This window comes from Erythrobacter aurantius (assembly GCF_023823125.1).
Lineage (GTDB): Bacteria > Pseudomonadota > Alphaproteobacteria > Sphingomonadales > Sphingomonadaceae > Erythrobacter > Erythrobacter aurantius.
In genome coordinates, this window is the sequence record NZ_CP090949.1 from 1 (window position 1) to 13,532 (window position 13,532).

Sequence of the window (13,532 nt, forward strand, 5' to 3'; positions counted from 1 at the left end):
ATGGTGCAGAAAATTGACAAGGCGCGGTCCACGCGCCGCAGCTCGGACGAAGATTTGATGGAAGATGCCGAAGCAGTGAACCTGGCCGCCGATTGGGCCGACATCAGCCAGGGCCTGCGCAAGGATCTTGGTCACCAGCTTCACAGCCAGTGGATCAAGCCGATCCAGGTTGGCGGCATCAACAAGGAAAACGGAACGCTCGACCTGTTCCTGCCGACGGAGTTTTCGGCCAATTGGGTCAAGGACCGATTCCACGATCGCCTGCAACTCGCATGGAAGATCATGCGCAGCGACGTGCGCAACGTGAACATTCAGGTTCATCCCGGACGCCGCCAATTGCCCGAACTCCGGCTCGACGATGGCCGCCGCTCCGCCAATGACGGCGCGAGCGCGATTGCGGTTGCTGCAGGCACGATCGGCGATGCTGGGTTCACCAGCTCGGTCGGGCTTGACCCATCGCTGACCTTTCAGGCTTTCGTCACCGGCGAAGCGAACGTGCTCGCCTGCAACGCGGCGCAACGCATGGCGGCGACCGAACAGCCGCAATTCTCGCCGCTGTATCTCAAGGCGGCGACCGGTCAGGGCAAGACGCACCTGCTGCATGCCATCGGCCACGGCTTCCTGCAAGCCCACCCCCGCGCGCGCATTTTCTACTGCAGCGCCGAACGCTTCATGGTCGAATTCGTGCAGGCGCTCAAAGCCAACCAGATGATCGAGTTCAAGGCGCGCCTACGCAGTTTCGATCTGCTGCTGGTGGACGATATCCAGTTCATCATCGGCAAGGCTTCGGCCCAAGAAGAGCTGCTTTACACGATCGACGCGCTGCTGGCCGAAGGTAAGCGTCTGGTGTTCGCTGCCGACCGTGCGCCGCAGGCGCTAGATGGCGTCGAACCGCGTCTGCTTTCACGCCTGTCGATGGGCCTCGTCGCCGATATTCAGGCCGCCGATATCGAGCTGCGCAAGAAGATCCTCGAATCCAAGCTGTCGCGCTTTGCTCCGCTGTCGGTGCCCGAAGACGTGATCGAATTCCTCGCCCGCACCATCACGCGCAACGTGCGTGAACTGGTCGGCGGCCTGAACAAGCTGATCGCCTATGCCCAGCTGACCGGTCAGGAGGTTTCGCTGCAACTGGCAGAAGAACAGCTTACCGACATCCTTTCGGCCAACCGCCGCCGGATCACCATCGATGAGATCCAGCGTACCGTTTGCCAGTTCTATCGCATCGACCGCAGCGAAATGTCGTCGAAGCGCCGCGCCCGCGCCGTGGTGCGCCCGCGTCAGGTGGCGATGTACCTGTCCAAGGTGCTGACCCCGCGCAGCTACCCGGAAATCGGGCGCAAGTTCGGCGGGCGTGACCATTCGACGGTTATCCACGCGGTGCGCCTGATCGAAGACCTGCGCCAACGCGATGCCGACATGGACGGCGATGTGCGCAGCCTTTTACGGCAACTCGAAAGTTAATTCGCACACAATCTGCACATGATCCGCACAGCTTGATCGACAGGGCCATCAACAGCCCTGTCGACAGGCTATGCACATGTCATGCACCCGATTTGCACGGCCCGATCAACGGCCGTCGACCGCAAACCGCATGTGCGAGGAAAGCCAAGTGAGCGGAAGCGAACGCCGGCACTTGAGGCGCCAATCAAACGGTGCCAACAGGTTGCGCCATGGATACCGCACTGCGCCCCGCCGCCGAAATCGCCCTGCCCGCCGGATGGGGCGCAGCATTGGTGCGGGGCGCGCGCTGCCGCTGCCCGCGCTGCGGGGAGGCGCCGCTGTTCCGCCAATGGCTGAAGCCGGTCGATACCTGCGCGCATTGCCGTCAGGACTGGTCGGTGCAGCAGGCCGATGATTTCCCTGCCTATATCGGCATCTTCGTGGTCGGGCATCTGCTTGCCCCCGTCATCATTTTCATGATCGCGACGCTCGGCCTTTCGGCCTGGGTCACGCTTGCGGTGATGCTGCCGGTGGCGGTGGTGATGCTGATCGCGATGTTGCAACCGACCAAGGGAGCGGTGATCGCTTTCCTGTGGTGGTATGGCGTGGGCGCTTTCGTGCAGGAGCGGCCCGCCGCCGCGCCTGAAACCACGGGGCCAGAAACCACGGGGGACGCGTGAGCCCGCCCCCTTCCCTTTCCCCGGCTCGGCTTGACCGGTTTGCGCGCCATATCGTGCTGCCCGAAGTGGGCGGCGCGGGGCAGGTTGCGCTGGCGGGAAAGCATGTCGCGGTGATCGGCCTCGGCGGGATCGGCAGCCCCGCGCTGCAATATCTCGCCGCCGCCGGGATCGGGCGCTTCACCCTCGTCGATGACGATGTGGTTGATGCCAGCAATCTGCAACGCCAGACGATCTTCACCACCCGCGATGTCGGCCACGGCAAGGCAACCAGTTCGCGCCGCTGGCTCGCCAATTTCGACGATGCGCTCGAAGTCACGCTGAGCGACAGCCGCATCACCCCCGATAACGCCGCCAGCCTGATCGCGGGCGCCGATCTGGTGCTCGACGGCACCGACAATTTCGCGACGCGGCTGGCGGTGTCGGATGCCTGTGTGCAGGCGGGCATTCCGCTGCTTTCGGCGGCTGTGGGACGGTTTCAGGGGCAGGTCGGAGCCTTTGCCGGACATTTGCCCGCTTCCCCCTGCTATCGCTGCTTTGTCGGCGATGCCTTCGATGCCGAAGATTGCGACACCTGCGCCGAAGACGGCATGCTGGGCGCAATGGCCGGGTGGACCGGCAGCTTTGCCGCGATGCAGGCGGTTCGCGTGCTGTTGACGGGCGTCAGCCGCTTCGGCCAGCCGATGTGGGGCAAGCTGCACATCCTCGACGGCATGCAACCGGGAATGCGCACGCTGACCATCGCGAAAGACCCGGGCTGCAAGGGGTGCGGGGCAAGCTGAAACGCTTTCCTACTCACCCGATTGCTGTCATTGCCGGTGATGCTCTTTCATACTGTGGATCGCCCGGAATTTTTTAAAAATCGGAGAAGTGTCAATTTCGCTTTTTCCGAGCAAGTGGCTGTAAATTATTATCAAATCACGCAGAAGACGGCATTTCACCGTGTCGCCTTTGTCAACTTCCTTCGCAGGTGCAGCATTGGCCTTCAGGCACCCAGCACCTCCGCCACCCATTGCGGCACCAGTTCGCCTGCCGGGCCGTGTCGGCTCTCGCTGAAGAAGTGGCTGCCCTCGCTCGGCTCAAGGTTCAGCTCCAGCGTCGCCGCGCCATTCGCCCGTGCTTCCTGCACAAAACCCGCCGCGGGATAGACCGCGCCGCTGGTGCCGATGCTGACGAACAGGTCGCAGCTTTCCAGCGCGCGGTAGATGCGTCCCATCTGGTACGGCATCTCTCCGAACCACACCACGTCGGGGCGCAGCGTCGGCGCGGCACAGACAGGACATGGCGGACGGTCAATCATCGGTGCGTCCCAGCGGCTGCGCATTTCACAAGAGGTGCAAAGCGCGCTCTTCAATTCGCCATGCATGTGCAGCACCCGCGCCGAACCGCCGCGTTCGTGCAGATCATCGACATTCTGTGTCACCAGCAGCAGTTCGCCTGAAAACTCGCGTTCAAGCCGTGCCAGCGCGACGTGAGCCGGGTTCGGCTCCGCCCGGCCCAGAGCTTCGCGACGCGCGTCGTAAAAGCCCAGCACGAGATCGGGATTGCGTGCGAACCCTTCAGGCGTGGCGACGTCCTCCACCCGGTGCTGTTCCCACAGCCTTCCGGCAGACCGGAAAGTGTCGATCCCGCTCTCGGCGGAAATGCCTGCGCCGGTCAGGATCACGATGCTGCTTGGTCGGTCTGCCATGTGGCCGGAATGTTTACGATTCTGCGTTAACGCGCAAGCCACCATGAGCGCGAATGCCAATTCCGATTACCGCCTCGATATCGACGGGCTGCGCGCGCTCGCGGTGTTGCCCGTGCTGCTTTATCATGCAGGCGTGCCGGGATTTTCAGGCGGATTTATCGGTGTCGATATCTTCTTCGTCATCTCCGGCTTCCTGATCACCGGGATCATCGCGCGCGAGATTGACGCGGGCGGGTTTTCGATCCTCACCTTCTACGAACGCCGCGCGCGCCGCATCCTGCCCGCGCTGCTCGCCATGATCGCTTTCGTGCTGGTGGGCGCAAGCTGGCTGTTCCTGCCCAGCGATTTCGAAAAGGTTGGCCCGTCGGCGCTGGCCGCGATCTTCTTCCTCGCCAACGTCTGGCTGTTCACCGAAACCGGATATTTTCAGGCAACGGCCGAAACGACCCCGCTGCTCCACACATGGTCGCTGGGGGTGGAGGAGCAGTTTTATATCGGCGTGCCTGTGCTGCTGATCCTTGTCGCCCGCTTGGCGCCGGGTTGGCGGCTGAAGAGTGTGATCGCGCTCACCGTCATCAGCTTTGGCTGGGCGGTCCTGAAACAGGCTGATACCGACGGCTTTGCCTTCTACCTGTTGCCCACCCGCGCATGGGAACTGTTCGCCGGATCGCTGCTGGCGCTGGGCGCGGTGCCTGCGATCCGCAACCGCTGGCTGGCGGAAGCGATCTGTGCCGTCGCCCTGGCCGCGATCGTCTGGGCAACTGCCAGCTATGATTACAACACCGTGTTTCCCGGCACGGCTGCCCTCGCCCCCGTGCTTGCCGCCGCGGCACTGATCCATTGCGCACCGGGGACATGGACCGGCAGGCTGCTTTCGCTCAAAGGCCCGGTCTGGATCGGGTTGATCAGCTACTCGCTGTATCTGTCGCACTGGCCGCTGATCGTGTTCTGGCAATACGGCTTTGACGGGGAACAGACCGCCAGCCATTCCACCGGGTTGATAGCGGCGTCGATAGCGATTGCATGGGCCAGCTGGCGTTGGATTGAACAACCGTTCCGCAGCAAGGCTCGCTTCCCCACACAGCGCGTCTGGCGCTGGGGTGCAGGCGGCATGGGGATTGCCACGGCGGCCGCGCTGGCATTGGTGATGCAAGGGGGATGGGACAGCCGCTTTGACGAGCGCACACTCAAATTCGCACGCGCTGCCGGCGATTTCAGCCCGGCGCGCGCCCTTTGTACGGTCACGCGGGTCTCCGAGTTCTCGGACGAATGTACGCTGGGGGCGGATGCAAGCCCAAGCGCCATCGTCTGGGGCGACAGCCACGGAGTAGAAATCGCATGGGTGCTGGGCGAGCAATACGCACAGCGCGGGCAGTCGGTCGGCCAGCGCACCCGCGGATCATGCCCGCCCGCGCTAGGCTATGATCCTGCGAAGGACCCGGATTGCGCAGTTTTCAATCGCAATGTGATGGCCGAGATCGCGGCGGCACCTTCAATCGAGAAGGTCTATCTCGCGGGGTACTGGGTCAGCGACAATTACCGCGAGGCGCGCATCGACAATCATATCGGACGCACGCTCGACGAACTGCTCGCCTTGGGCAAGGAAGTGGTGCTGATCGGCCCGATCCCGTCGCAGCGACAATCGGTTCCACGTCTGCTCGCGCTTGAAGGCGCGGGGGTGCCTACGCGTTCCGCCAGCGGCTTTGCCGAAGCGACCGCCTGGTTCACGCAGAACTACCCGGCCTGGAAAGCGAAAGGCGCCCAGATCATCGAACCGCTCGATCACCTCAGCCGCGATGGCCGGACGATCATCGTTGCGGGCGACACGCCGCTCTATTACGACAGCCATCATCTGAGCCTGGCAGGCGCGCGGTTCCTGCTGGGTCATCATGCGGCGGGACAGCTGGCAGGCGAACTGCCCTGCAATGCCCGCGCGGAGGCTGGAGATCGTCGGAATGGCACAATTTGCAGTGATCGGTCACAAGGGCCGGATGGGCCAAGCGCTATCGCAGGCTATCGAGGAAGCCGGCCATAACCTGTGCGTCGGCGTGGATGTCGGCGGCAATCCGGGGCCGCTGGTTGGCCGCTGCGACGTGATCGTCGATTTCTCCGCCCCTGACGCGCTGCAGACCAACCTCGGCGCGGCGAAGGTCGCGGGCATCCCGATACTGGTCGGCACCACGGGACTGGAGCCGGAGCATTTCGTAATGCTCGACGACGCGGCAAAGGCGGTGCCTGTCCTGCAGACGGGAAACACTTCGCTGGGTGTAACACTGCTCGCCCATCTGGTGCGCGAAGCAGCCGCGCGGCTGGGAAGCGATTGGGATATCGAAGTGCTGGAAATGCACCACCGCGCAAAGGTCGACTCGCCCTCGGGCACGGCCAAGCTGCTGGGTCAGGCCGCCGCTGACGCGCGCGGGATCGATCTGACCGACAATATGGAGAGCGGCCGCCATGGCTACACCGGGCCACGCGGCGAAGGCCACATCGGCTTTGCCACATTGCGCGGCGGCACGGTTGCGGGCGAGCACAGCGTGATCTTCGCCGGGGAGCAGGAACGCATCACCCTGTCGCATTCAGCCGAAGACCGGATGATCTTCGCACGCGGCGCCGTTCGTGGAGCGCAATGGCTGATTGGCCGAAATCCGGGGCGCTATTCGATGGCGGATGTGCTTGGCCTCTGACCAACGATAACGACAATAAGGGATGGAGGGTAACGTGGCAGACAGTCCGCAGGCGGCGACGCAGGCCTATATCAATTCGCTCGGGCCGGAGGCGCTGGAACTCGCGCGGGCCTATACTCTGGGCAATCACTGGCTGATCCTGTGGGGGCTGATCGTCTCCGCGCTCGTCACCTGGGTGGTCGTGAAAAGCGGAGTGCTGGACAAGGTCCATGCCATGCTGAGCGACCGCTGGACGAATGCCCGCGTGTTCCTCGTCGCGATTGCCTTCACCATTGTCAGCACGCTGCTGACCCTGCCCTATGCGCTCTACACCGATTGGTGGAGGGAAACCGAATACGGCCGCACCAGCCAGCCGCTTGGCGATTTCCTGTCGCAGGGTGCGATAGGTCTGGTGTTGTCGAGCGTGATCGGCGGGCTGTTCTTCATCGGCCTCTATTTCCTGCTGCGCCGTGCGGGCCGTGCATGGTGGGCATGGGCGGGCGGTCTGGTTGCCGTCACCATCTCCGCCGCCCTGCTGCTGTCGCCGGTGGTGATCGAGCCGCTGTTCAACGATTACCAGCCCGTGCCCGAAGGCGAAGTGCGCGACGCTATCCTCGTTATGGCAAAAGAGGCGGACATCCCCGAAGACCGCATCTTCATCTATGACGGATCGCGCCAGTCGAACAATTTCACCGCCAATGTTTCCGGCATCGGCGGATCAGCCCGCATCGCGATATCCGATGTCGCGCTGACAGAGGCTTCGCTGGACGAAGTGCGCGCGGTGACGGGGCATGAAATCGGCCATTACGTGCTGGGCCATGTGTGGCGTTCCATCGGCGTGCTGTCGGTGCTGGCGGTGGCGGTGTTTTTCCTGACGGCGCGGACATACCCCTTCTTCGCCCGCCTGTTCGGCATTTCCGCACCGATTGACGATGTGCGCGGCCTGCCCGTCTTCCTGTTTGTTGTGGGGCTGTTCTTCACCCTCGCCCAGCCGATCACCAACACGCTTACCCGCGTCGGGGAACGCGAGGCGGATCAGTATTCGCTGGAGACGGTAAACCTGCCCGATGCGCTGTCGGGCGCGCTGATAAAGACCGCCGAATACCGGTATCCGCAGGCCGGGCCGGTGGAAGAGGCGATCTTCTACACCCATCCCACGGTCGAAAACCGGGTGCGCGCCGCGATGGAGTGGAAAGCCGCAAACCCGCCCGCGAACGGCGGCGAATGAACCGAACCAGATGACCAAGGACCAGATCTTCGAATTCTTCCGCCGTCTGGCGGAGGACAATCCCGAGCCTGAGACCGAGTTGGAATATGGCAACGCCTATCAGCTGGTGGTGGCTGTCGCCCTGTCCGCGCAGGCGACCGACGTGGGCGTAAACAAGGCGACGCGGGCGCTGTTTGCCAAGGTGCAAACGCCGCAGCAAATGCTCGACCTGGGGCTCGATGGGTTGATCGATCACATCAAGACGATCGGCCTGTTCAATTCCAAGGCGAAGAACGTGATCGCGCTCTCGCAATTGCTGATCGACGAATATGGCGGCGAAGTGCCCGACACGCGCGAAGACCTCGTGCGGCTACCCGGCGTCGGTCGCAAGACGGCGAACGTGGTACTCAATTGCTGGTTCAAGCAGGAAACCTTTGCGGTCGACACCCACATCCTGCGCGTCGGCAACCGCACCGGCCTCGCCAAGGGCAAGACGCCCGAGCAGGTCGAGGCAAAACTGGAAAAGCGCGTCCCGCAGCCGTTTCGGCTGCACGCGCATCACTGGCTGATCCTGCACGGGCGCTATGTCTGCAAGGCGCGGACGCCGGAGTGCTGGCGGTGCGGGCAAGTGGATTTGTGCAGCTTCAGAAAGAAGGTGCTGGAGAAGCCGAGGGGGCGATAGGGTTCTCCCCATCTGTCATCCCCGCGAAAGCGGAGCCCCAGCCGAACCTTGCACAAGTCCCGCTCTGGGTTCCCGCTTTCGCGGGAATGACCATGGGTGCTCAAACATCGTCCGCCGAGATCATCTCTGCCCGGTCAATCTCGCCCGTCATGCTCGCTACCGTGGTAGCCACTGCTGCGTCACCGCTGACGTTCGTCGTCGTACGCATCATGTCCATGATCCGGTCGATGCCCGCTACCAGCGCAATCGTCTCAAGCGGCACGCCGACCGCGCCGAACACCAGCACCATCATGATCAGGCCCGCACCCGGAATGCCCGCCGCGCCGATGGCGCCCAGCGTTCCCAGCACCGAGATCATCACGTAATCGCCCCATGACAGGTCCACGCCGAACACCTGCGCACCGAACAGCGTTGCAAGGCCCAGATACATCGCCGTGCCATTCATGTTGATCGTCGCGCCCAGCGAAATGACAAAGCTCGCGACCGAGTTCGACACGCCGAGGTTGCGCCTAGCGCAGCGCAGCGTGACGGGGAGCGTCGCATTGGAACTGGCAGTCGAATAGCTAACCGCCATCGCATCGACGATGCCGCGGAAGAAATCGATCACCGGCAGCTTTGCCAAGAACTTGATCATCCCGGCATAGATCAGCCCGATGATCAGGAAGCAGCCGAGGTAATTCAGGAACACGAGGATGCCGAGCGCCTGCAACGCCTCCAGCCCCAGCGTGCCGGCCACCCATGCCATAAGCGCGAACACGCCGAAGGGGGTCAGCTCCATCACGATCATCGTGACCTTCTGCATCACCACACTGCCGCTATCGAAGATCTTGAGCACCGGCTCGCCCTCTTCCTTGGCCATCAGGATGCCGATCCCGATCAGCAGCGAAAAGATGATGAGCGGCAGGACGTTGACGTCGGCCATCACCTGCACCGGGCTGGACGGCACCATTTCAAGGATCATCTGCGATATCGTCACCCCGTCCTGCTGCCGGGCCTGCGCGCGTTCAAGCGCGGCGGCGTCGAGCTGCATGCTTGAGGTGTCCAGCCCCGATCCCGGAGTAAAGAATGTGCCGATTGCAAGGCCCAGCCACACAGCCATCTGCCCGGTCACCACGAACAACAGCATTGCGCGCCAGCCGACGCTGCCCAGTTTTGAAAGATCGCCGATACTGGCGACGCCCGCGACGAGGCTGAAGAAGATCAGCGGAACAACCAGCATCTTGATAAAGGCGATGAAGATGTCGCCAACGATCTTGATGCTTTCCGCACCCGGTCCCCAGACATAGCCGACGATGATGCCGAGGATCAGCGCCGCGATAACCCGCTGCCACAGCGGAATTGCAAACCAGGCTTTCATGTGGACTACGCCCCTTCGTGTTCTGTTTTCAGCGCCAGCGCCCCCAGCGCCGCGCGTGTGTAGATGCGAGTAAGCACATCAAGGTCGGGTATGGCTACTGCCTCGTCGCGCTTATGCATGGTCGCGTTGCACAGGCCGAACTCGATCACCGGGCAAACGGCGCGCAGGAAACGCGCATCGGACGTGCCGCCGGTGGTCGATTGTTCGGGCTTCAAACCCGTTTCGGCTTCGATCGCATTAGCGAGCATATGCGAAAACGCGCCCGGTTCTGTCAGGAACGGTTCGCCCGAAATGATCGGCAGCGCGGTGCCGCCGTGCTTCTCGGCAATCGCCACCACGCGTTCGGACAGGCTCGCGCCCGAATGCAGATCGTTGAAGCGGATCGAAATGCGCGCCTTGGCCTGCGCCGGGATGACATTGTGCGCCTTGTTGCCTACTTCCATGTCGGTGATCTCGAGGTTCGACGGCTGGAACCAGTCGGTTCCGGTGTCGAGCACCAGCGAATCGAGTTCCGCCAGCATCGCCACCAGCTTGGGAATCGGGTTGTCCGCGAGGTGCGGATAGGCGACATGGCCCTGCGTGCCATCCACCGTCAGCCAGATGTTGACCGAACCGCGCCGCCCGATCTTCATCATGTCGCCCAGACGGTTGACGCTGGTGGGTTCGCCCACAAGGCACAGATCGGGCCGGATCCCTTGTGCGTTCATGTAGTCGATCAGCGCGCGCGTACCATGCAGCGCCGGGCCTTCTTCATCCCCGGTGATGATGAAGCTGATTGTGCCCGCATCCTGCGGCACATCGGCAACGGCGGCGACCATGCAGGCGATCGCGCTCTTCATGTCCACCGCGCCGCGACCGTAGAGCAGCTCTCCCTCGATCGTCGGCTCGAACGGATCGGTGTGCCAGCCTTCACCCGGAGGAACCACATCAAGATGCCCGGCAAAGGCAAAATGCTTCGATCCTTCGGGGCCACGGCGAATGGCGAACAGGTTTTCAACCGGAGCCTCGTCGCTGCCTTCCTCGCCTTCGCCACGGCAAAACCGGTGGATGTCAAAACCCAGCGGGGCGAGCATGGCCTCCAGCTCGTCAAAAACCGTTCCGGTTGCGGGGGTAACGCTGGGCGCGGCAATCAGGCGCTTGGCGTAATCGAGTGCGTCGCTCATGATGGCACTGCTAGCAGGAGAAGTGCCCCATGCCCAAGCTCGATCTTGATGCAATCCCTCAATCGAACGCGACGGGCTATCCCGCGCCCTTCGATGCAGAGGTTGAGGGGCGATGGTGGCGCAGGCTTGCACCCGCAGGCGGGCTGACGATGATGGGGGCGAGCCACGTCGTTTTGAAGCCGGGCGCATATTCCTCGCAGCGGCATTGGCACCACGGGCAGGACGAACTGGTGGTGATGTTGGCGGGTGAGGCTGTTTTGATCGAGGACGAAGGGGAAACCATCGTCAAAGCGGGCGAAGTCCTGGCATGGGCAGCCGGTGTCGAAAACGGGCACCGGCTGCACAACCGCACCGATACCGATTGCGTCTTCATCGCCATAAGCGCCGGATCGCGCGAGGCGGATAGCGGCGTCTATTCGGATATCGACATGGTCTTCAATGCGGATGGCTATTTCCGCAAGGATGGCACGCCCTACCCGACCCAGCGGTTGCCCTGATCTGCTCGCATGGACATTCTCGGTTTTGCCTTTGCGGTTCTGCTGATCGAACTCACGCCCGGCCCGAACATGGGCTGGCTGGTCATGCTCACCATTGCCGAAGGGCGCAGGTCAGGATTGGCCGCGATTGGCGGAATCGCACTGGGTCTGTCCGCCAACGCCGCGATAAGCGCGCTTGCCGCCAGCTTCATCCTGCAACAAAGCGAGGTGATCGCGCAGGCGATATCGGTCCTTGGCGCAAGCATGATGGGTTTCCTCGCTTGGCAGGCGTGGCGTGATGCCGGGGAAAGTTCTCCTGCAGCAACTCCTCGGCACTCGGATCACCGCAACTTCGTGGCCGGGTTCGTCATCAACCTTCTCAATCCGAAGGCCACGCTGTTCTTCGTTACAGTCATGCCGCAATTCGTCGAGGGCGGCAGGCCGGGCTATGATCAAGCGCTGATCCTCGCCATCATTAGCGTTGTCATTGCCACGGCCATTCATCTGGCGCTGGTGCTGGGCGCGCAACAGTTTCGCCCGATCCTGATGAGCGGCAATCGCTCGCGTATCGTTCGGCGAACGCTGGCGTTGATGATGCTCGGCGTGGGCTTGTGGTTCCTCGCCAAAGCCTTTCTTTAACGCCGCTCCGGCTCAGGCAGTGGCCCGGGTGCAAAGGCGCTTTCGAGCAGCTCCGCGATCCGCAGTCCTGCCTGCTGCACCCGCTGTTTGGCGATAGGAACACCGCGCACGATGTCTTCCTGAGTCAGGGCAGTCTTCATCGGCAGGTCGCCGTCGCAGACATCTTCGGTGTCGAAAGCGGTGGGATAGACAAAGCTGCGGCTGATTTCCCAGCTTTCGCGGCCCCAATCCGCCGGAGAGCCACCTGCCAGTTCACCACGCTCGGCAGGCGAATAGCGGCGCACCACCGGGTCCGCCGGATCGCTGATCGCGCGCTCGGCCAAGGGGCCGTCCCAGATCCAGTGAAGGTTGAGGCTCGGCACGATCCCGTAATCGGTTTCGCGGTCGTTGCCGCCGCGATCATCCTTGTCGCCCGAATGCAGCGGCATGTGCACATCGCCCGCGAAATGGACCATGAAGGCAAGCGCCTCAAGCCGCACATTGTCGGGCAGGCTTTCATCCGCAAGCACCCGGTGCGCGCGTTCGATCTGCGCGGTCACGCAATTGCCGCCCGAACAATTCGCACGCGGATTGAATGCCTCGCAGATCGGCGCGGTGCGGTAATGCCATGCTGCGGTGTAGCCCCAGCGCCAGAAACTGCGACGGATGCAATCGGGCCAAACGCTCGCATCCTCGATCGTCGCGAGCGGGCATTCGGGCGTGCCGATCAGCTTTTCTGCACGCATCAGCCGCTCGATCTTCGCCCGGACCTCGGGCGAGACATTGGCCTCGGCAATCTCGGCGGTCTTGCGGTGGGCATAGAATCCCCACGCCTGCGCCGGAGCGGGCAGCATCAGCGCAAGCGCGCACAGGGCGGCAAGGAAGTGCTTCATCCCACGCTCTCGTATTGCTCGATCACCCACTGCTCTTCCTCCGAAGCGCCGATCCACTGTTCCATCCACGTATGCTCCCAGATCGCCTGCATGTAGCTCTGCGCGAAGCCCGGGACGCCGATGCCGTAGGTCATGAAACGGGAAACGACCGGAGCGTAGAAAATATCCGCCGCCCCGAAAGTGCCGAACAGAAACGGCCCTGAACTGCCGTGACGAGCGCGTGCCTCAGCCCAGAGCTGCAGGATGCGGACGACTTCGCCCTTGGTCTGCTCGGACAGATTCTGAAGCTGGATGCGGCGGCGCACATTCATCGGCATTTCGCTGCGCAAGCTGGCGTAGGAGCTGTGCATTTCCGCCACCATCGCCCGCGCCATGCCGCGTGCGGCCTCTTCCTTGGGCCAGAAACGATCCCGACCGACCTTGTCACCGAGGTATTCCATGATGGCGAGGCTGTCCCACACCACCACATCGCCATCCCACAAGATCGGCACCTTGCCGCTGGACGGCTGGAATTCGTCGTTCTGTTTGCGCTGGTCCCATTGTTCGCCCAGCATCGGGACGGTGATCTCTTCAAAGTGCAGTCCGGACTGCTTGACTGCGAGCCAGCCCCGCAGGGACCAGCTCGAATAGTTCTTGTTTCCGATGATCAGCTTCATGCGTGCCTGC

14 protein-coding genes are annotated in these 13,532 nt (G+C 62.9%); 9 read left to right on the plus strand and 5 right to left on the minus strand.

The genetic code is table 11. The annotated features are described in order from the left end of the window. From dnaA to L1K66_RS00015, 3 genes are all read left to right on the plus strand, one after another. Positions 1 to 1,461 carry a chromosomal replication initiator protein DnaA gene (dnaA, locus tag L1K66_RS00005; RefSeq protein WP_252258887.1) on the plus strand — a complete coding sequence of 487 codons (1,461 nt, stop codon included), beginning with the start codon at positions 1 to 3 and terminating at the stop codon, positions 1,459 to 1,461. Positions 1,462 to 1,670: 209 nt separating this feature from the next. Continuing rightward, positions 1,671 to 2,120, plus strand: coding sequence for a DUF983 domain-containing protein (locus L1K66_RS00010; protein ID WP_252258888.1), 450 nt, complete (start codon positions 1,671 to 1,673; stop codon positions 2,118 to 2,120). Continuing rightward, positions 2,117 to 2,899 (plus strand): HesA/MoeB/ThiF family protein, encoded by a 783-nt coding sequence (locus L1K66_RS00015; protein ID WP_252258889.1) that lies wholly within the window; start codon positions 2,117 to 2,119, stop codon positions 2,897 to 2,899. The genes L1K66_RS00010 and L1K66_RS00015 overlap by 4 nt, the downstream gene beginning before the upstream one ends. Positions 2,900 to 3,102: 203 nt before the next feature. On the opposite strand, the gene L1K66_RS00020 is transcribed toward L1K66_RS00015, so the two are convergent. Continuing rightward, complete coding sequence (locus L1K66_RS00020; RefSeq protein WP_252258890.1) at positions 3,103 to 3,807, minus strand: NAD-dependent deacylase; 705 nt, start codon at positions 3,805 to 3,807, stop codon at positions 3,103 to 3,105. Between the two features lie 43 nt (positions 3,808 to 3,850). Between L1K66_RS00020 and L1K66_RS00025 the strand changes: the two genes are divergently transcribed. From L1K66_RS00025 to nth, 4 genes are read left to right on the plus strand one after another with little or no spacing between them, the layout of a single operon-like run. After that, positions 3,851 to 5,842 (plus strand): acyltransferase family protein, encoded by a 1,992-nt coding sequence (locus L1K66_RS00025; RefSeq protein ID WP_252258891.1) that lies wholly within the window; start codon positions 3,851 to 3,853, stop codon positions 5,840 to 5,842. Next, a complete protein-coding gene (dapB, locus tag L1K66_RS00030) occupies positions 5,763 to 6,491 on the plus strand; it encodes a 4-hydroxy-tetrahydrodipicolinate reductase (protein WP_252258892.1) in 729 nt (242 codons plus the stop codon). The genes L1K66_RS00025 and dapB overlap by 80 nt, the downstream gene beginning before the upstream one ends. A gap of 34 nt (positions 6,492 to 6,525) precedes the next feature. Continuing rightward, a complete protein-coding gene (locus L1K66_RS00035; protein WP_252258893.1) occupies positions 6,526 to 7,698 on the plus strand; it encodes a M48 family metallopeptidase in 1,173 nt (390 codons plus the stop codon). Between the two features lie 10 nt (positions 7,699 to 7,708). Continuing rightward, positions 7,709 to 8,359, plus strand: coding sequence for an endonuclease III (gene nth, locus L1K66_RS00040; RefSeq protein WP_252258894.1), 651 nt, complete (start codon positions 7,709 to 7,711; stop codon positions 8,357 to 8,359). A 100-nt stretch (positions 8,360 to 8,459) separates the two neighbouring features. Here the strand turns inward: nth and L1K66_RS00045 are convergent, their stop codons facing one another. Continuing rightward, positions 8,460 to 9,716, minus strand: coding sequence for a dicarboxylate/amino acid:cation symporter (locus L1K66_RS00045; protein ID WP_252258895.1), 1,257 nt, complete (start codon positions 9,714 to 9,716; stop codon positions 8,460 to 8,462). 5 nt (positions 9,717 to 9,721) lie between these two features. Further along, entirely contained in the window at positions 9,722 to 10,879 is a 1,158-nt protein-coding gene (gene dapE, locus L1K66_RS00050; protein ID WP_252258897.1) for a succinyl-diaminopimelate desuccinylase, read from the minus strand. Positions 10,880 to 10,908: 29 nt separating this feature from the next. Here dapE and L1K66_RS00055 point away from each other — a divergent pair, with 29 nt between their 5' ends. Next, positions 10,909 to 11,376 carry a cupin domain-containing protein gene (locus tag L1K66_RS00055; protein ID WP_252258899.1) on the plus strand — a complete coding sequence of 156 codons (468 nt, stop codon included), beginning with the start codon at positions 10,909 to 10,911 and terminating at the stop codon, positions 11,374 to 11,376. Between the two features lie 9 nt (positions 11,377 to 11,385). Beyond that, positions 11,386 to 11,994 carry a LysE family translocator gene (locus L1K66_RS00060; protein ID WP_252258901.1) on the plus strand — a complete coding sequence of 203 codons (609 nt, stop codon included), beginning with the start codon at positions 11,386 to 11,388 and terminating at the stop codon, positions 11,992 to 11,994. Here L1K66_RS00060 and L1K66_RS00065 read toward each other — a convergent pair. Together L1K66_RS00065 and L1K66_RS00070 are read right to left on the minus strand one after the other, a co-directional pair. Beyond that, positions 11,991 to 12,866 (minus strand): S1/P1 nuclease, encoded by an 876-nt coding sequence (locus L1K66_RS00065; RefSeq protein ID WP_252258902.1) that lies wholly within the window; start codon positions 12,864 to 12,866, stop codon positions 11,991 to 11,993. The genes L1K66_RS00060 and L1K66_RS00065 overlap by 4 nt on opposite strands. Beyond that, a complete protein-coding gene (locus L1K66_RS00070; RefSeq protein WP_252258903.1) occupies positions 12,863 to 13,522 on the minus strand; it encodes a glutathione S-transferase family protein in 660 nt (219 codons plus the stop codon). The genes L1K66_RS00065 and L1K66_RS00070 overlap by 4 nt, the downstream gene beginning before the upstream one ends. Positions 13,523 to 13,532: the final 10 nt, after the last annotated feature.